General features: G+C 58.2%; 17 protein-coding genes and 1 tRNA gene. 7 read left to right on the plus strand and 11 right to left on the minus strand.

Features of this window, described 5'->3' with window-relative positions; translation table 11 throughout:
- Window positions 1-86 precede the first annotated feature (86 nt).
- The 11 genes from GBC55_RS06960 to uvrY form a co-directional block, all read right to left on the minus strand.
- Window positions 87-1,256 (minus strand): DUF1624 domain-containing protein, encoded by a 1,170-nt coding sequence (locus tag GBC55_RS06960; RefSeq protein ID WP_162436543.1) that lies wholly within the window; start codon window positions 1,254-1,256, stop codon window positions 87-89.
- A 247-nt stretch (window positions 1,257-1,503) separates the two neighbouring features.
- The gene (locus GBC55_RS06965; RefSeq protein WP_247266871.1) at window positions 1,504-2,121 is read right to left on the minus strand and encodes a hypothetical protein; all 618 of its coding nucleotides are present in this window, start codon (window positions 2,119-2,121) and stop codon (window positions 1,504-1,506) included.
- A complete protein-coding gene (locus GBC55_RS06970; RefSeq protein WP_162436544.1) occupies window positions 2,121-2,819 on the minus strand; it encodes a hypothetical protein in 699 nt (232 codons plus the stop codon). Before GBC55_RS06970 ends, GBC55_RS06965 begins: the two co-directional genes overlap by 1 nt.
- Window positions 2,820-2,871: 52 nt before the next feature.
- Window positions 2,872-3,633 carry a phosphate ABC transporter ATP-binding protein PstB gene (pstB, locus tag GBC55_RS06975; protein ID WP_218171024.1) on the minus strand — a complete coding sequence of 254 codons (762 nt, stop codon included), beginning with the start codon at window positions 3,631-3,633 and terminating at the stop codon, window positions 2,872-2,874.
- A gap of 76 nt (window positions 3,634-3,709) precedes the next feature.
- Window positions 3,710-4,603: a phosphate ABC transporter permease PstA gene (gene pstA / locus GBC55_RS06980; protein WP_162436546.1), complete on the minus strand. Its 894-nt coding sequence runs from the start codon at window positions 4,601-4,603 to the stop codon at window positions 3,710-3,712.
- The gene (gene pstC / locus GBC55_RS06985; RefSeq protein ID WP_162436547.1) at window positions 4,603-5,568 is read right to left on the minus strand and encodes a phosphate ABC transporter permease subunit PstC; all 966 of its coding nucleotides are present in this window, start codon (window positions 5,566-5,568) and stop codon (window positions 4,603-4,605) included. The genes pstA and pstC overlap by 1 nt, the downstream gene beginning before the upstream one ends.
- Window positions 5,569-5,641: 73 nt before the next feature.
- The gene (pstS, locus tag GBC55_RS06990; protein WP_162436548.1) at window positions 5,642-6,673 is read right to left on the minus strand and encodes a phosphate ABC transporter substrate-binding protein PstS; all 1,032 of its coding nucleotides are present in this window, start codon (window positions 6,671-6,673) and stop codon (window positions 5,642-5,644) included.
- A gap of 186 nt (window positions 6,674-6,859) precedes the next feature.
- A tRNA-Gly gene (locus GBC55_RS06995) sits at window positions 6,860-6,935 on the minus strand.
- 63 nt (window positions 6,936-6,998) lie between these two features.
- Window positions 6,999-7,559: a CDP-diacylglycerol--glycerol-3-phosphate 3-phosphatidyltransferase gene (gene pgsA, locus GBC55_RS07000; protein ID WP_162436549.1), complete on the minus strand. Its 561-nt coding sequence runs from the start codon at window positions 7,557-7,559 to the stop codon at window positions 6,999-7,001.
- Window positions 7,560-7,591: 32 nt separating this feature from the next.
- Complete coding sequence (uvrC, locus tag GBC55_RS07005) at window positions 7,592-9,415, minus strand: excinuclease ABC subunit UvrC (RefSeq protein ID WP_162436586.1); 1,824 nt, start codon at window positions 9,413-9,415, stop codon at window positions 7,592-7,594.
- A 1-nt stretch (window position 9,416) separates the two neighbouring features.
- Entirely contained in the window at window positions 9,417-10,058 is a 642-nt protein-coding gene (gene uvrY, locus GBC55_RS07010; protein ID WP_082069126.1) for a UvrY/SirA/GacA family response regulator transcription factor, read from the minus strand.
- Window positions 10,059-10,373: 315 nt separating this feature from the next.
- Between uvrY and GBC55_RS29795 the strand changes: the two genes are divergently transcribed.
- The 7 genes from GBC55_RS29795 (at window position 10,374) to GBC55_RS07040 (ending at window position 17,497) form a co-directional block, all read left to right on the plus strand.
- Window positions 10,374-10,502, plus strand: coding sequence for a hypothetical protein (locus GBC55_RS29795; RefSeq protein WP_281508181.1), 129 nt, complete (start codon window positions 10,374-10,376; stop codon window positions 10,500-10,502).
- A gap of 337 nt (window positions 10,503-10,839) precedes the next feature.
- The gene (locus GBC55_RS07015) at window positions 10,840-11,928 is read left to right on the plus strand and encodes a 3-deoxy-7-phosphoheptulonate synthase (RefSeq protein ID WP_162436550.1); all 1,089 of its coding nucleotides are present in this window, start codon (window positions 10,840-10,842) and stop codon (window positions 11,926-11,928) included.
- Window positions 11,929-12,161: 233 nt separating this feature from the next.
- Entirely contained in the window at window positions 12,162-13,043 is an 882-nt protein-coding gene (locus GBC55_RS07020; protein ID WP_162436551.1) for a triacylglycerol lipase, read from the plus strand.
- An 84-nt stretch (window positions 13,044-13,127) separates the two neighbouring features.
- On the plus strand, window positions 13,128-13,409 hold the full coding sequence (locus GBC55_RS07025; RefSeq protein WP_162436552.1) for a peptidylprolyl isomerase: 282 nt from the start codon (window positions 13,128-13,130) through the stop codon (window positions 13,407-13,409).
- A gap of 136 nt (window positions 13,410-13,545) precedes the next feature.
- Entirely contained in the window at window positions 13,546-15,414 is a 1,869-nt protein-coding gene (locus GBC55_RS07030; protein WP_162436553.1) for an extracellular solute-binding protein, read from the plus strand.
- Window positions 15,414-16,475 carry a microcin C ABC transporter permease YejB gene (locus GBC55_RS07035; protein WP_162436554.1) on the plus strand — a complete coding sequence of 354 codons (1,062 nt, stop codon included), beginning with the start codon at window positions 15,414-15,416 and terminating at the stop codon, window positions 16,473-16,475. Before GBC55_RS07030 ends, GBC55_RS07035 begins: the two co-directional genes overlap by 1 nt.
- Window positions 16,475-17,497 carry an ABC transporter permease gene (locus GBC55_RS07040; RefSeq protein ID WP_162436555.1) on the plus strand — a complete coding sequence of 341 codons (1,023 nt, stop codon included), beginning with the start codon at window positions 16,475-16,477 and terminating at the stop codon, window positions 17,495-17,497. The genes GBC55_RS07035 and GBC55_RS07040 overlap by 1 nt, the downstream gene beginning before the upstream one ends.
- Window positions 17,498-17,517: the final 20 nt, after the last annotated feature.

A 17,517-nucleotide genomic window follows, 5' to 3' on the forward strand; every position in this document is an offset into this window, starting at 1 on the left:
GCTCGGACAGATGCACTCAGGAAGCCCCGTCCACTGCCATGCCATAGTGCAGCGAACGCCCCGCGGCCTTATAAAAGTGCACGTCCTTACAGGTATTTGAGCCAGGCGATATCCCGTCGTCGTGCTTTCAGTTCAGCGAACCAATTGACCGGCCGATACAGCGCAATGGCCATGACAGCGGCGGCCAGCCAGACAGACGCTACCGAGTCAAAACCGAACCATGCCCCCTGGTTCAATCCAAACAACGCGACCGCCATGATGTACAGCACCTTCAGGGCGTATAGATGCAATAAGTAAAAGAACATCGGAGCCGATCCAAATACCGTCAGAGGACGCAGCCAGCGGCTTTTCTGCACGCGCTCGAAACCCAGCAACAACAGCAATCCCACACTCAAGGTGAGCGTCACAAACAGCAAAGACGGCGGATACTTGGTGATATTGAAAAAGCTCATCAGTGTCTGCACGCCCGTCTCTCCCGCAGACCAGGGCTTCTCGCCGTAGCCATTGAGCTGGCGCAACGCGATAAAAACGCAAAGCCCGATGACGCCGCATAGCATTAATTGCCGTTGTCGCTTGCTAGCATCCATTGCTCGGCTGAACCACGGCCCGATGGCGTAGCCAAGACCGATGACACCTATCCACGGCAGCACCGGGTACGAAGTCCGCAGACGCAAACCTTCACTCAGCTCGATCCAGCCCCGGTCATGAAGAATGGCCCACGGGATGTGCATCACCGAATCCACCGGAAAATGAAGCGCGTCCAATGCGTTGTGACCGGCGATGATCGCCAGGCTCAGCAACAGCAATAACGCTCGAGGCAGCCAGACCATCACCGAGAGCGCAATCATGCTTAAACCGATGGCCCAGATCACCTGCAGGTAAATCACCGTGGGTGGAAACTGAAAGGTCCAGGCAAAGTTAACCAAGGTGAACTCAAGCACCACCAGAAACAGCCCGCGCTTGAACAGGAAGCTGCACACATCAGCCTTGCCCGCGTATTTCTCGCCGTACAACCAGGCTGATAAACCGGTGAGCAGTACAAATACGGGTGCGCACAGATGTGCGAGTGTGCGGCTGAGGAACAGTGCAGGCTCGGTCGTCGTAATGTCCATGGGGTCGGACACCTGCCGATGCAGGAAAAAGGTTTCGCGGACATGGTCAAGCAGCATGAGCACAATCACCATGCCTCTTAACGCATCGATGGACATAAGCCGGCTGTTCGCCTGGCCGGTGGGAAGAGTCGCCGTATTCGTCATGGAGATTTCGCGATACCAAGGGTTGATAAATGTGTGCCTCAGGTAAATCGCCGCAAAGCTTACATTGTTACCCTATAACATCACTAGCTGAAATTGAGCGCATGCCCTTTGAATGAAATCCAGGCGCAAAGCGCACAAGCAAAAACGCCACTCTAAACAAGTGGCGTATTTGCTGATTGGGAGCATGAGACTCACATCTGGCTGCGGTCCCGGGGGTCTCATCCGAACAGTATTTGAGGTAAAGAACTCAAGAGGAAAAAGCCTCTGAACGCGCCGGCTGCTTGTACCGTTGTGGTTGCTGCCAGGCGAGTTGCGCCTGGACGTGTGCGACAGCATCCAGGACTTTTTGTGCCCAGTTCTCATCCTGAGGATCCACCACAACCACGCGAAAGCCATGGTCATGCCCCTCACTGCGCACGCCCTCGGAGTCATCAACATGCAGGTCGATATCGAATGCGGGAGGATATTTCGAGGGAGTGTTCGCTAGCCCATGTGCTGTCAGGGCACGATTATGCAGCACGCTGTTGACCACACCGTCGACACGGATGCCATACAGCATGAGCCAACGCTGAATGTAGGAAGGCGTTCGACCGGACGAGGTGTAGACCCAGATACTGCAACCCTGACGGCGCAGCTCACGCGTAAGGGAGCGTGTTCCCATGCGCAACGGCTCGCCCAGCCAACGGTGAATGCAGGCCGGCAGCCGGCTGTGCTCGACGGCGCTGTGGTCGAGCTGACAAGCCAATGTGTCATCGATATCGAACGAAATACGGATACGCGGACGCTGGACCGAGATCAATGGGATGGCTTGCCACACTCGGCCGATAGCGTTCCGGCATTTTGACAGCGCTGGAGACTCGCTCATCAACGGCCTCCCTGAACAATGGCTAGCGGCGTTTCGTCCAGGAAAAACTTCTTCGGATCAGGCGCCTGTTCTTCCAGGAAGGCTGCATATTTTTTCTTGATCTTGGGTAATTCGTACAGTGCCTTGACGCCGTGCTTGGCGGAGTTGCGTATCACCGATGACGGGTTGAAGTAGCCCTCGGCGTTCTCCAGCGTCAGCACGAACGGCGGCAAGCCTGCACGCATGAGCAAATAACTGACGATAAGCGACCCGGTGCGGTTGTTACCTTCAATGAACAACTGCGGCTTGCTGAGGATGCGCACATACACGCCCGCCGCGCGCTTCCACACGGACTCGCTGTGATAGGCGCAATACCAGTTGTACAGATCCTTTATTCCCCCCTCCACATTGTTGAAGAAGTGCTCTTCCGTAGCCGCGAGGTGTTGGGCGTACTCAAGCCGGCGCGCCGGGTCTCGGCCGCACAGCACGGTGGCATTGATCTCCAGCATCAGGTTCAGTTGCTGGAGATCAAACAGGTCGACGCCACGTGCGACATAGTCATCAATCAGCGCATAGCCTTCGACAACGTTCTGCAACACTTCGTCGGTCAAGGGATCACGCGGCTCGGTAAAGTGCCGGCTGAGCTCGGCAAAACGGCCCTGCACTTTGCGCAGTGCTCGTTCTATCGCGGGTAAATCAAGACGACGCGTTGCAGACATTGGCGATCCTGCGAATCCGTAAAATAAGAAACTAAAACGAGACGTGTGCCGCTTAGCTGAATTTGCCGCTGATGTAATCCTCGGTCATTTGCTCACGCGGGCTGCCGAAGATCTGGGCGGTCGGGCCCATCTCTACCAGGTAGCCGGTGCGCGTGCCCTGGGAAATATCCACCGAGAAAAAGGCTGTCGTATCGGCCACGCGGATGGCCTGCTGCATGTTGTGAGTCACCAGAGCGATGGTGTAGTCCTTCTTCAACTCGACCATCAGCTCTTCAACCCGGCGAGTGGCGATCGGGTCAAGCGCTGAACACGGCTCATCCAGCAACAGCACTTCCGGTTCAGTGGCAATGGCGCGGGCGATGCACAGCCGTTGCTGCTGACCGCCGGAGAGCGACAGCCCGCTGACCTTGAGCTTGTCCTTGACCTCATCCCATAACGCGGCGCCCTGCAAGGCGTGCTTGACGCGGTCGCCCAGGTCTCCTTTATAGCGATTGAGGCGCAGGCCGAAGGCAACGTTGTCGAAGATGCTCATCGAGAACGGATTCGGCTGCTGGAACACCATGCCGATGTAGCGGCGTACCACCACGGGATCAACGCCCTTGCCGTACACGTCCTGCCCCAGAAAATGTACATGGCCTTCGAAACGGAACCCTTTGACCAGGTCATTCATTCGGTTAAGGCTGCGCAGCACGGTACTTTTACCGCAGCCCGACGGACCGATGAACCCGGTGATCTTGTTTTTTTCAATCGGCACATGGCTGTCGCGTACCGCCATGAAGTTGCCGTAGAAAATCTTGTCGAGCTTGCAGTCCATGACCACAGGTGTCTTGGTAACAAACGGAGCGGCTATTTGCGCAGTTGATACGTTCAAAATTCAGGTGCTCCCGTTCTCAATACTTGGGCTTGCCGAAAATACGGCTCAATATATTCACGACCAGCACGATCATCACCAGCACCAGCGAGGCCGCCCATGCGAGCTCCAGCTGGTTGTCGAAGGGCATGCCGGAGAAGTTGTAAATCAGCACGGCAAGCGATGCCGTCGGGTTCATCACCGCGAGGCTGCCGTCGTGGTAGATCCAGTAGTTGCTGAACAGCGCGGTAAACAACAGCGGCGCGGTTTCGCCTGCTGCGCGTGCCACGGCCAGCATCACGCCTGTGAGGATCGCCGGCATGCCGGTCGGCAAGATGATTTTCCAGATCACCTGCGAGCGCGTGCAGCCCATGCCGTAGGCGGCATCCTTCATGATCTTGGGCACCATCCTCATCGACTCTTCAGCCGTCAGCACCACGATGGGCAGCATCAGTACCGCCAGTGCCACACCGCCTGCCGGCGCCGAGTAAGTACCGGTGGTCATCACTACCAGGGCGTAGGCAAACACCCCGGCCAGAATTGAAGGCAGCCCCGTAAGCATCTTGGCGGCAAAGCGGGCAGTGTTTGCCAGCTTGCTGTCGGGCCCGAGTTCGGCCAGGAAGATGGCGGCCATTATGCCGACCGGAACCGCGATGGCGGCGGCGATACCGACCATTACGAAGGTGCCTGCCATCGCGTTACCAAAGCCTCCACCCGTCTCGAAACCGGTGGGCGGCAATTCGGTGAATACCTCCAGGCTCAAGCGTGCCCCGCCCCGCATGATCAGCATATACAGCACGGAAATCAGCGGGACGCTGGCCAGTACCGCGCCGGTCCACACCAGCGTGGTCAACACCAGGCTGCGCAGGGCGCGGCCTTCGAACTTGCGCTGCAGGCTCGGCACGGCGGTAATAGGGGACGTGAGGTCAGTCATTATTTGTTACCCCGCTGGGCGTAGAGCATGATCATGGAACCGAGAACGTTCACCAGCAGGGTGATGAACATCAGCACCAGTGCGGCATACATCAACACCTCGATCTCGTTGGGCCCGGCTTCGGGGAAGTTCAGCGCCAACAAGGCAGCCAATGTGTTGGCCGGCGCAAACAGAGAAAGCGAAATGTTGTTGGCGTTGCCCACCAGCATGGCCAGCGCCATGGTTTCACCCAGAGCACGACCCAGGCCGAGAACCAGGGAGCCGAAAATGCCGGTGGCGGCGGATGGCACCATCACCTTGAGAATCGCTTCCCAATGGGTGGTCCCCATGCCGTAGGCCGCCTGTTTGGTTTTCATCGGTACGCCGGTCAGGGCGTCCTGAGAAACGGCAGCGATGGTTGGCAGAATCATGATGGCCAGTACCAGCGCCGCAGGCAGCAGTCCCGGACCGCTCAAGGACGTGCTGAAAAAAGGAATCCAACCCAGTTCACTGTTCAACCACGCCGTAAGGGGGCGGATCGCCGGGATCACCACGTAAATCCCCCACAGGCCATAAACGACGCTGGGGATGGCCGCGAGTAATTCGACGATAGTGCGAAACACCGCTGCCAGTTTCGCCGGCAGGAAATCCTGGGTGAGGAAGATCGCCATGCTGACGCCGAAAACGCCTGCGATCAGCAACGCGATCAGGGCGCTGTAGAGCGTGCCCCAAATCGCTGGCAGAATGCCGTACTTGCCTTGGTTAACGTCCCAGACGCTGCCAAAGATCACGTCAAAACCGTGTTTTTCCATGCCAGGAAGGGCCTTGCGTCCCACCTCGAAGACCAAGGCGAAGACCAACGCCAGAATCAGAACCACCCCTATTCGCGCAAGCGCACGGAAGGTGCGATCAACCAGGAAGTCCTTCGTGGAAGGCGGCTGGCAGGCCGAACCCGGGTTAACCGGTACGACAAAAGGTGTGTTCATTGGCTAATTCCGGTACAGGGGGAAAACTCCCCCGGCATGCTGAACGCGCACGCCGAGAGAGGCCTCACGAGCGTTACTGAATGTTGGCGGACGCTTTGCGAACCTGATCAACAACCGATTGCGGCAACGGGATGTAACCCATCGAATCGGCGATTTTCTGCCCCTCGGTCAGGCTGTATTCGACCATTTCGCGCATGGCCTTGGCCTTGGCCGGGTTACCGTTGTCCTTGCGGAAGATCATCCAGGTGTAGGAAGTGATCGGGTAGGACTTGGCACCGTCCGGATCCGGCAGCCAGGCCACCAGGCTTTCCGGCATTTTCACTGCGGCCAGGGCCTCGGCACCGCTTTCGGCGTTCGGTACGACGTAATGACCGGCCTTGTTCTGCAACTGGGCGAAGTCGACCTTGGCCAGCTTGGCGAAGCCGTATTCGATATAGCCAATGGCGCCCGGGGTCTGGCGTACGGTGGCTGTCACGCCATCGTTTTTCGGCGATTTGATGAATTTGTCACTGGCTGGCCAGTTGACCGTGTTGCCTTCACCCAGCGCCTCTTGAAACTCCGGGTTGATCGTTGACAGGTGCTTGGTGAACACCGCAGTCGTACCGCTGGAGTCTGCACGTACGACGACGGTGATCGGCGTATCAGTGAGCTTCAGGTCCGGGTTGGCGGCAGCGATCTGCGGATCGTTCCACTTGGTGATCTTGCCCAGGAAGATATTGGAGTAAACATCCCGTGGCAGCTTCAGGCCCTTGGGGTTGCCTGGCAGGTTATAGGCCAGCACGATTTCGCCCGCCGTCATCGGCAGCAACTGTGCGCCTTCGGCAACCTTGGCAATGTCTTCGTCTTTCATCGCCGAATCACTGGCGGCGAAATCGACGGTTTTATTCAGGAAGTCCTGCACACCCGCGCCGCTGCCCTTGGATTGATAATCCACAGTGACACCTTCGGTTTTCTTGCTGAAATCCTTGAACCAGGTGAGGTAGATCGGGGCCGGGAAACTGGCGCCGGAACCGGTCAGACGAACGCTTTCCGCAGCAAAAGTCATCGAGCTGGCACAAAGAGAAACCGCAACGGCGAGTGCAGCAGACTTCATCAAGCTTTTCATTCAGGGAACTCCTTGTGATTTCGGGCTCCCGTACTCTGCAATAGGATTGTTACGCTTTTATGAAAATTGAATGGCAATGTGCGTTTAGCCCGCTTTTTGCCACAAAACGAAAAAAGACGCCGAAGCGTCTTCTAAAATCCCAGGCAAAAAAAAAGCCACTCTATTGAGTGGCTTTTTCTTTGTATTTGGAGCGGGAAACGAGACTCGAACTCGCGACCCCGACCTTGGCAAGGTCGTGCTCTACCAACTGAGCTATTCCCGCGTCTTGGTGTGGCGCATTCTATAGAATCCAGAAGCCCCGTCAACCCTTTGATTCAAAAAAGTTTTATTTCTTTTCAACGTCGGTCTTCAGATGCGGCCATGCAGCCCGCAGGTACTGGACCATCGACCACAACGTCAGTCCGGCTGAGACCAACAGCAAGCCATAACCCACCAATACCCAGAAGGTGAAGTCTGACGGATTGGCCAGCAGGATCACCAGTGCCAACATCTGCGCAGCGGTTTTCCATTTACCCAGGTTCGACACCGCCACATGAGCGCGGGCACCGAGTTCGGCCATCCACTCACGCAGTGCCGACACGACAATTTCACGACCGATGATGACGGCGGCCGGCAGCGTAAGCCACAAGTTACCGTGTTCTTGCACCAGCAACACCAGCGCAACGGCAACCATCAGCTTGTCGGCAACCGGGTCGAGAAAAGCCCCGAACGGCGTGCTTTGCTCCAGACGGCGGGCCAGATAACCATCCAGCCAGTCCGTAGCGGCGGCAAATGCAAACACCGAAGCGGACGCCATGTAGCTCCAATGGTACGGCAGGTAAAACAACAGTATGAAGATCGGGATGAGCAGGACGCGTAGAACGGTAATCAGATTAGGGATATTCATCGGCACAACTGGCTACGAGGTGAGGTGGCATTCTACTCGCTGTGCAGATTTGCATAAATCAACTCTGCGAGTTTTTTACTGATCCCGGGCGCTTTGGCGATCTCTTCGATGCTGGCACGAGACAGCTCTTGCAATCCACCAAAATGTTTAAGCAAATCGCGCCGACGTGTCGGCCCGACCCCGGCTACGCCTTCAAGCGTAGACGTACGGCGGGTTTTGCCGCGACGGGCGCGGTGCCCGGTAATGGCGAATCGGTGAGCTTCATCACGAATTTGCTGGATTAGATGCAGTGCCGGCGAATCCCCACGCAACGTGAACTCATGCGCTGCATCATTCAGGTACAAAGTTTCGAAGCCGGCCTTTCGGGTTGCCCCTTTGGCCACACCCAGCAGAATCAGGTCGGGTACCGCCAATTCGTTCAGTACATCACGCGCCATCGACAGCTGACCTTTACCACCGTCCACCAGCAGAATGTCCGGTAATTTGCCCTCCCCGTCCTTCAGCTTGCTGAAACGACGGGTCAACGCCTGGTGCATGGCGGCGTAATCATCGCCTGGGGTAACGCCTTCAATGTTGTAACGACGGTAATCCGATTTGATCGGACCTTCCGGGCCGAACACCACGCACGACGCCACCGTCGCCTCGCCGCTCGAGTGACTGATGTCATAGCACTCGAGGCGCTGTGGAGGCTCATCCAGGTTCAGTACTTCTGCCAGCGCATCGAAACGCGCGGCGACATGCTGCCGGTTGGCCAAGCGCGCACCCAGTGCCTGTTCTGCATTGGTCACCGCCAGTTGTTGCCAGCGAGCCCGCGTACCCCGCACCCGATGACTGATCGACAGTTCTCGGCCGCGCAATTCCTCAATGGCTGCGATCAGCGTAGGAAAGTCTTCATGCACCACGTTGACGATCAACTCGCTCGGCAAGTCGCGTTCCGGGCTGCTGATGAAGTAATGCCCAAGAAAAGCCGCCATGACTTCGGAAACGTCTTCATCAATACCAACTTGAGGGAAGTAGTTCTTGCTGCCCAGAACCCGGCCGCCCCGCACGCTGATCAAATGAACGCAGGCGCCGCCCGGATTGACGAACGCGGCGATCACGTCGACATCACCAGTCCCGCCTTCCATGCTTTGCTGATCCTGAACCCGGCGCAGCAGCGATATCTGGTCCCGCAACTCGGCCGCCCGCTCGAACTCGAGGTTGATCGCCGCCTCTTCCATGGCGGCGGACAATTCGTCGGTCAGCGCATTGCTGCGCCCTTCCAGGAACATCACCGAGTGCCGGACGTCCTCGGCGTAGACCTCGGGCTCGACCAGTCCGACGCAGGGTGCCTTGCAACGTTTGATCTGGTATTGCAGGCAAGGGCGCGTGCGGTTCTTGTAGTAGCTGTCTTCGCACTGACGAACAAAAAACGTCTTCTGCAGCAAGCTGAGGCTTTCGCGAATCGCACCAGCGCTGGGGTAAGGACCGAAATATTTGCCCTTGGCCTTCTTCGCACCGCGATGGATGCTCAGACGAGGAAATTGACCATCTGAAAGGAAGACATAAGGATAGGATTTGTCGTCCCGCATCAGGATGTTGTACGGCGGACGCCACTCCTTGATCAGCGTCTGCTCGAGCAACAAAGCTTCGGTTTCGTTAGACGTGATCGTCGTCTCGACCTGCGCGATACGCGCGACCAGTGCAGCAGTCTTGGGGGCGAGACCGGATTTGCGGAAGTAACTGGACAGGCGACTCTTGAGATTCTTGGCCTTGCCGACGTAGAGCAGGCGCGCATCGCTGTCGAACATGCGATACACACCGGGACGCCCACTGACCGTCGACAGAAAAGCGCTTGGATCGAAAATTTCAGTCATTTCAGAGGCTGGCATCAACCATGCCGTGACGAACCGCCAACAGCGTCAACTCGACGTCGCTGCTGATCGAAAGCTTTTCGAAAATGCGGTATCGGTAGGTGTTTACGGTTTTTGGCGACAGGCACAATTTATCGGAGATTATCTGGACTTTCTGGCAGCCGACGATCATCAGCGCGATCTGGATTTCCCGCTCGGACAAGGCGTCGAACGGCGAATCGCTCGTGGGCTGGAAAGACTTGATGGCAAGTTGCTGGGCGATCTGCGGACTGATGTAGCGCTGGCCGGCAAATACCAGGCGAATGGCCTGGACCATTTCGGGCAAACCGGCTCCTTTGGTCAGGTAACCCGCGGCCCCCGCCTGCAACAGTCGTGTAGGAAACGGATCTTCCTCGCACACGGTGACCGCAACGACTTTGATGTCGGGATGACTGCGCAGCAACTTGCGCGTGGCTTCAAGACCGCCGATACCGGGCATCTTCACATCCATCAGGACCACGTCCGGCTTCAATTCTCGCGCCTTGAGCAGGGACTCTTCCCCTGACTCGGCCTGGCCGACCACTTGCAGGCCATCGATGTCAGCCAGCATTCGTGTAATGCCTGTACGAACGAGATCATGGTCATCGACTACTAGCACCCTAATCAAGCAGACACCTCGCGCAATGGGCTTGTTGGTTGCCGGACACCTTAGCAAAAAGCAACTGGCAGACCTAGCGGCAAGCGCTATATAAAAAGTTTCAATACGTCTTGTAAGGCTTGTCGCATGCGTGCTTCAGAGGTCAACCAGCGGTATGGCGAGCAATGACCAGCAAATCTCGTGACTAATCAACAGGCACCGCTCGTGCTATACCTTTTTGCAGCGCTCAAGCGATAGGAAAGGCCAACGGCAGCCGATAGCAATTTCTGATTGAATCCACGTACCCGCCTCTAGTAAGCTCGGCGCATCCATCGGAGACAGACCATGTTCAACACCCTTTCAAAGCTTCGTACCGCCAGCGCCTTGCGCTCGGTTGCGGCTGTCCGGGTGAAAGACGTTTGTGCTCCGGTCAGCTTTTATTTTGGGTATTGGTTTAGCCACTGGCGCGCCTGATACCCACACGGCGCCCACTTTAAACGGGTCGCCACCAGAGAATTCTCAACCCCCGGTCGGCCTCCCGACCGGGGGTTTTGTTTTTTCAGCCCCACACATTTTTAGCGACACACCAGACATCTCGAGGATTTAGAAAATGAACTACGCCACTTATTACCGTTACGACTTTTTTACCGCCTGGCGATTTACCAGCCTCCGCTCGGGACAGCCTGCCGCCTCCGATCGGTCACCCACAGGTGGCAAGCACACACACGCAGCCAATCCGGCTAATTGTCGAACACCCCACTAGGGCCGAGCGCGCGGGAACGAACCCGCCGCCAGCCCAGGAAGCCCGAACATGAACTCGTCCGTCTCTGCTCTGCCACTGTCCAACTTGAGCCCGGCCAATGAAGCGCTGACCCTGCGTCTGCCCAGCTCGTTGCAGCTCAAACAGCAATTACCCCTCAGCAACACCCTGACCCAGCAAGTCGCCGCCCATCGCCAGGCGATCCGCGCGATTCTCAACGGTGAAGACTCCCGTTTGCTGGTCATCGTCGGCCCTTGCTCGATTCACGACCCTCAGTCAGCCCTGGAATACGCCGCCCACCTCGCGCGCCTGGCATCCGACGTCAGTGATCAGATGTTGCTCGTCATGCGCGCCTACGTCGAAAAACCCCGCACCACTGTCGGCTGGAAAGGCCTGGCCTACGATCCGCACCTGGACGGCAGCGACGACATGGCCGGCGGCCTGACCCTGTCGCGCGAACTGATGCGCGAAATGATCCAGCTCGGATTGCCGATTGCCACTGAACTGCTGCAGCCCATGGCGGCAGGCTACTTCGACGACCTGCTCAGTTGGGTTGCCATTGGTGCGCGCACCACCGAATCGCAAATTCACCGGGAAATGGCCAGCGGCCTGAACATGCCGGTAGGCTTCAAGAACGGCACCGATGGTGGAGTCGGTGTCGCCAGCGACGCCATGCGCTCGGCCGCCCATCCGCATCGTCATTTTGGCGTCGACAGCCAAGGGCACCCCGCAATCATCCAGACACCCGGAAACCCGGACACCCATCTGGTATTGCGCGGCGGTCATCGCGGGCCAAACTATGATCGCGACAGCGTTGCTCAAATACACAGCGACCTGACCCGACTCAAGATCCCGGCGCGAATCATGGTCGACTGCAGCCACGCTAACAGCGGCAAAGACCCGCTGCGCCAACCGGCAGTGTTCAACGACGTCCTGGAACAACGCCTGCAAGGCAATCGCTCGCTGATCGGCATGATGATCGAGAGTCATCTGTTCGAAGGTTGCCAGCCGCTGAGCGCTTCGCTGCGTTACGGCGTTTCCGTGACTGACGGCTGCCTGGGCTGGAGCGGGACGGAGCAATTGTTGCGAGAGGCAGCGCAGCAGTTGCGCGAACAACACAGCGCTCGACAGCCCGCGTAATCAGCGATTTCCTTCCAGTCTTCAAACGAGGGCTGGAAGGTTGCTTCCCGCTATGAAATAGCGATCTTGAAATAACGACACCTGCGAAACACCCCGCACCCACCCGCGACTTTTCTCACTCCCCTACTCCGTTTTCACCACAGGACAGCGGCTTTTTCAGACATCCCGCGGCATGACAGTGCATTAGAGTGAGGCGCAGTACACGACCCTAACTCTCGAAAAAAGGGATGAACATGCAACGGAATGCACAGACTCAGTACCCGATCCTGCTGGTCCACGGGCTATTCGGCTTTGATCGGATCGGCACGCTGGAACACTTCCATGACATCAGGCCGGCCCTGCGATTCGCCGGTGCCAGGGTCTTCGTACCTCAGCTGTCGGCGACCCATAGCAACGAGGCGCGGGGCGAGCAGCTCTTGGCGCAGATCGAACGGGTGCTGGAAGGCACCGGGCACGATAAAGTCAACCTGATCGGGCATAGCCAAGGCGCGCTGGCGTCACGCTATGCCGCGGCGATTGCGCCACACATCGTCGCCTCGGTCACCTTGGTCAGCGGCCCTAATCACGGTTCGGAACTGGCCGACTTCCTGCGCAAGGCACTTACGCCTGGCAGCCTGCCAGAACAAACCGCCGAGACCGTTGCCACCTTGTTCGCCGACTTCCTGTCGTTGCTCAGTGGCCAACCGCAAATGCCCCAGAACGCCATTGCAGCCCTGAATGCCCTGACCACCGAAGGCGTCGGTGCATTCAATCTGAAATATCCGCAGGGGTTGCCAACACAGTGGGGTGGCATGGGGCAGCAGAAGGTTGGCGGGGTTCACTACTATTCCTGGAGCGGCACCTTGCAGGGCAGCATTCTCGACGACGGGCTGAATGCGCTCGATCCCCTGCACTTCCTGTCCCGCGCCTTCTCTCACTACTTCATTAACGAGGCCGATCAGAATGATGGCCTGGTCGGGCGCTTCAGCTCCCACCTGGGTAAAGTGATCCGCTCCGACTATCCGCTGGATCACCTGGGCAGCATTAACCAGACTGCCGGTCGCGCCTGGAAAAGCGTCAACCCGGTGGAGCTGTATGTGGAGCATGCGGATCGCTTGCGAAAGGCCGGTCTGTGATACCGCAAGGAACTTTGAGAAGAATTAGGCCACTGAATCCGGTACGCTCAGCACTTTACTGAACATTAAATGGAGAGTTTTCCCATGCCTAAAGCTACTGCCCGTCACATCCTGGTTGCCAGCGAAGACAAGTGCAACGAACTGAAGTCCCAAATCGAAGGCGGCGCTGATTTCGCCGAAGTCGCCAAAGCCAACTCCACTTGCCCTTCGAGCCGCCAGGGCGGTGATCTGGGCTCGTTCGGTCCAGGCCAGATGGTCAAGGAATTCGACACCGTGGTCTTCAGCGCACCGATCAACGTCGTGCAAGGCCCGGTCAAGACCCAGTTTGGCTACCACCTGCTGGAAGTGACCAGTCGCCAGGACTGATCAATCCGCGAAGTCTTTCGCACAACGGCCCGCCTTTTGGTGGGCCGTTGTGTTTGGGACGTGTAATACGGCTGGCGAGGGATGCGCCGCTAGCGTACAAATTGCGGATATCGACCACCCGGCTTTAAGGCTGACAATGCGACTGGCTTTCCCTACTTTGTTGTTCACTGCCGTAGCCCTGCTGTTGGGCGCTGCCGGTGTGAATGCAGCACCGCAACATGCGCTGACCGTCTACGGCGAACCGGCAAAGTATCCGGCCGGATTCAGTCATTTTGCCTACACCAATGCGCAAGCCCCCAAGGGCGGCACGATGCGCCGTTCGGCGGTGGAAATCGGTCACTTCGACCACATTCTCCCGTACATCGACAAAGGCATCGGCGTCACGCAGATCGACGGCATGCTCTACTCCCCGCTCGCCCAGCGTTCGATGGACGAGCCCTACACCGTGTACGGCCTGGTGGCAGAGAAAATGGAGCGCGCCGAAGACGGTTTGTCCTTGCGCTTCTACCTCAATCCAAAAGCCCGTTTTGCCGATGGCAAGCCCATCACCGCTGAAGACGTGCGCTACACCTTCGATTTGTTGATGACCCAGGGCAGCCTGCGTTATCGCACCCAGTTCGCCGACGTGAAAGGCGTCGAGATCGAATCGCCGCTGACCGTCCGGTTCGATTTCAAAAGCAATGAAAACCGCACCCTGCCGCTGGACATCGCGACCCTGCCAGTGTTTCCCGAGCACTGGTGGAAGACCCGTGATTTTGCCGGCGGCGGTGGATACGAAGCGCCACTGGGCAGCGGTCCCTACAGGGTCGGCAAAGTCGACTCCGGGCGTAGCATCACCTTCGAGCGCAATGCCGACTGGTGGGGCAAGGACCTGCCGGTCAGCCGTGGGCTCTACAATTTCGATCATTTCAGCATTGAGTATTTCGGCGACACCGACGTAGCGCGTCAGGTGCTGCGCGGCGGCGCTTATGATTACAACCGCGAATTCTCCGCCACGGGTTACTCCATCGGCTACGACAGCCCTGCCCTGAGCGATGGACGACTGCAGAAAGCGCATTTGGCGACCCAGGCCCCACAACCCAGCCAGGGCTTCGTTTTCAATCTGCAAAACCCGATGTTCCAGGATCGCCGCACGCGCCAGGCGCTGGCCATGCTCTGGGATTTCGAATGGAGCAACCGGCAGATGATGCGCAACCTGTACATCCGCCAGCAGAGCTATTTTTCCAACACTGACCTGGCCGCCCGCCATCTACCGGACGCTGGCGAGCTGGCGATTCTTGAGCCATTGCGCGGGCAAGTGCCGGACGAAGTGTTCACCAAGGTCTTCGAAGCACCGAAAACCGATGGCAGCGGCGTGATACGCGACAAGCAGTTGCAAGCTCTGGAGCTGCTCGAACAGGCCGGATGGAAACCGGACGGCGATCAACTGGTCAACGCCGATGGCAAATCGCTGAACTTCACCTTTTTGGTCAGCCAAAACGGCATGGACCGTCTGCTCTTGCCCTACAAGCGCACGCTCAAGCAGATCGGCATCGACATGAACATCCGCCGTATCGACGCATCCCAGTACGTGAATCGCCTGATGAGCCGCGACTACGACATGATCGTCACGGGCTACCCGGTGACCACGTCGCCCGGTGGCGAACTGCTCAATTATTTCGGCTCGGTCTCGGCCAACGACCCCGGCGCCAATAACTACATGGTGCTGAAAAACCCTGCGGTCGACACCCTGATCAACGGCCTGATCCGCGCTACCACCCAGGTCGACATGCTGCGCTACGCCCACGCACTGGACCGGGTGTTGCAGTGGAATTACTACTGGATCCCCAACTATTACCCGCCCGGATCTTCCACCGTGTGGTGGAACCGTTTCGGCATGCCCAACGAACAGGCGAGCAATGACGAGGCCATCGAAAGCTGGTGGGAAGTGAGCACCACGCCGCTGACCAATCAGCAAATGACCGCCGAACGCATTACCCGTGGCAAACCCGGAGGGCCGCATTGATGTGGGCTTATATAGCGCGTCGCCTGCTATTGATCATCCCGACGCTGGTGATCATTCTTCTGGTCAACTTCGTCATCGTCCAGGCGGCGCCGGGCGGCCCGGTGGAACAAGCCATCGCGCACCTGCAGGGCATCGGCGGCGCAAGTGTCAGCGGTGGCTCCGGCGAAACACTGTCCGGCACCTCACGGGCCAGTCGTGGGCTCGACCCTCAATTGATCAAGGAGATTGAAAAGCAGTACGGCTTCGACAAGCCCGCCCACGAACGCCTGTGGCTGATGCTCACCAGCTACGCCCGCCTGGACTTCGGCAAAAGCTTCTTCCGCGGCGCCACCGTCACCGACCTGATCCTGGAAAAAATGCCGGTGACGATTTCCCTCGGTCTCTGGGCAACGCTGATCACCTACCTGGTGTCGATCCCGCTAGGCATCCGCAAGGCCGTGCGCCACGGCAGCCACTTCGACATCTGGAGCAGCACCGCGATCATCATCGGCTATGCCATGCCGGCGTTCCTGTTCGCGATGTTCCTGATCGTGGTGTTCGCCGGCGGCACTTCGCTGAACTGGTTTCCGGTGCGCGGGCTGGTCTCGGACAACTTCGAGTCACTGTCCACCGTGGGCAAGATCGCCGACTACTTCTGGCACCTGGTGCTGCCCGTCACGGCGCTGGTCATCGGCGGCTTCGCCACCCTGACCATCCTGACCAAGAACTCTTTCCTCAATGAAATCACCCGCCAATACGTGGTCACTGCCCGCGCCAAGGGCATGAGCGAACGTCGCGTTCTCTACGGTCATGTATTTCGCAATGCCATGCTGCTGGTCGTTTCGGGCATTCCCCAGGCGTTCATCAGTGTGTTCTTCGCCGGCTCGCTGCTGATCGAGGTCATTTTCTCCCTCGATGGCCTGGGCCGCATGAGTTACGAAGCAGCCGTCTCACGGGATTACCCGGTGGTGTTCGGCTCGCTGTTCATCTTCACGCTGTTTGGCCTGCTGATAAAACTGGTCGGCGACCTCTGCTACACCCTGGTCGACCCGCGTATCGATTTCGCCGCGAGGAACGCCTGATGCTCAAGCTCTCGCCGCTGGGTCGCCGGCGCTTCGAACGCTTCAAGAAAAACCGTCGTGGGTGGTGGTCGCTGTGGCTGTTCATCGGCCTGTTCCTGCTCACCCTCGGCGGTGAACTGATCGCCAACGACAAACCGCTGGTCGTGAGCTATCAGGGCGAGCTGTACTTCCCGGCATTCAAACGACACACCGAACAGGAGTTCGGCGGGCAACTTCCGTTCCAGGCCGATTACCGTAGCGATTACGTGAAAAAACTGATCGAGAAGGACGGCGGCTGGATGCTGTTCCCGCCGATTCCGTTCAGCGATGACACGCCCAACTACGACCTGAGCAAACCGGCGCCCAGCCCACCTTCCAGCGTCAACTGGCTGGGCACTGACGACCAGGCGCGCGACGTCTTGGCCCGTGTGATTTTCGGCGCTCGGGTGTCGATTCTGTTTGCGCTGATGCTGACCGTTGTCAGCGCCCTCATCGGCATCGCCGCCGGTGCACTGCAAGGGTATTACGGCGGATGGGTGGACCTTCTTGGCCAGCGCTTGCTGGAAGTCTGGTCCGGTCTGCCCGTGCTTTATTTGCTGATTATTCTCTCTGGATTTGTCGAGCCGAATTTCTGGTGGCTACTGGGGATCATGGCGCTGTTTTCCTGGCTGGCCCTGGTCGATGTGGTGCGCGCCGAGTTCTTGCGCGGACGCAACCTGGAATACGTCAAGGCCGCTCGGGCACTGGGCCTGACTGATCGTAAAGTCATCGTGCGGCACATTCTGCCCAACGCGATGAACGCGACCCTGAGCTATCTGCCCTTCATCCTGACCGGAGCGATTTCGACGCTTACGGCGCTGGATTTCCTCGGTTTCGGCATGCCGGCGGGGAGCGCGTCCCTGGGCGAACTGATTGGTCAGGGCAAGCAAAACCTGCAAGCGCCGTGGCTGGGATTGACCGCGTTCTTTACCCTCGCACTGATTTTGTCCTTGCTGGTGTTTATCGGCGAGGCGCTGCGTGATGCCTTTGATCCGCGATCTTGATCCGCGATCTTGAGCTGCGA

This window comes from Pseudomonas sp. TNT3, from assembly GCF_010095445.2.
Classification (GTDB): domain Bacteria; phylum Pseudomonadota; class Gammaproteobacteria; order Pseudomonadales; family Pseudomonadaceae; genus Aquipseudomonas.

Coding starts and splice junctions, on each gene's coding strand:
- GBC55_RS06960 (WP_162436543.1), bottom strand. CDS start 1,256: ATGACGAATACGGCGACTCTTCCCACCGGCCAGGCGAACAGCCGGCTT.
- GBC55_RS06965 (WP_247266871.1), bottom strand. CDS start 2,121: ATGAGCGAGTCTCCAGCGCTGTCAAAATGCCGGAACGCTATCGGCCGA.
- GBC55_RS06970 (WP_162436544.1), bottom strand. CDS start 2,819: ATGTCTGCAACGCGTCGTCTTGATTTACCCGCGATAGAACGAGCACTG.
- pstB (WP_218171024.1), bottom strand. CDS start 3,633: ATGGACTGCAAGCTCGACAAGATTTTCTACGGCAACTTCATGGCGGTA.
- pstA (WP_162436546.1), bottom strand. CDS start 4,603: ATGACTGACCTCACGTCCCCTATTACCGCCGTGCCGAGCCTGCAGCGC.
- pstC (WP_162436547.1), bottom strand. CDS start 5,568: ATGAACACACCTTTTGTCGTACCGGTTAACCCGGGTTCGGCCTGCCAG.
- pstS (WP_162436548.1), bottom strand. CDS start 6,673: ATGAAAAGCTTGATGAAGTCTGCTGCACTCGCCGTTGCGGTTTCTCTT.
- pgsA (WP_162436549.1), bottom strand. CDS start 7,559: ATGAATATCCCTAATCTGATTACCGTTCTACGCGTCCTGCTCATCCCG.
- uvrC (WP_162436586.1), bottom strand. CDS start 9,415: ATGACTGAAATTTTCGATCCAAGCGCTTTTCTGTCGACGGTCAGTGGG.
- GBC55_RS29795 (WP_281508181.1), top strand. CDS start 10,374: ATGTTCAACACCCTTTCAAAGCTTCGTACCGCCAGCGCCTTGCGCTCG.
- GBC55_RS07015 (WP_162436550.1), top strand. CDS start 10,840: ATGAACTCGTCCGTCTCTGCTCTGCCACTGTCCAACTTGAGCCCGGCC.
- GBC55_RS07020 (WP_162436551.1), top strand. CDS start 12,162: ATGCAACGGAATGCACAGACTCAGTACCCGATCCTGCTGGTCCACGGG.
- GBC55_RS07025 (WP_162436552.1), top strand. CDS start 13,128: ATGCCTAAAGCTACTGCCCGTCACATCCTGGTTGCCAGCGAAGACAAG.
- GBC55_RS07030 (WP_162436553.1), top strand. CDS start 13,546: ATGCGACTGGCTTTCCCTACTTTGTTGTTCACTGCCGTAGCCCTGCTG.
- GBC55_RS07035 (WP_162436554.1), top strand. CDS start 15,414: ATGTGGGCTTATATAGCGCGTCGCCTGCTATTGATCATCCCGACGCTG.
- GBC55_RS07040 (WP_162436555.1), top strand. CDS start 16,475: ATGCTCAAGCTCTCGCCGCTGGGTCGCCGGCGCTTCGAACGCTTCAAG.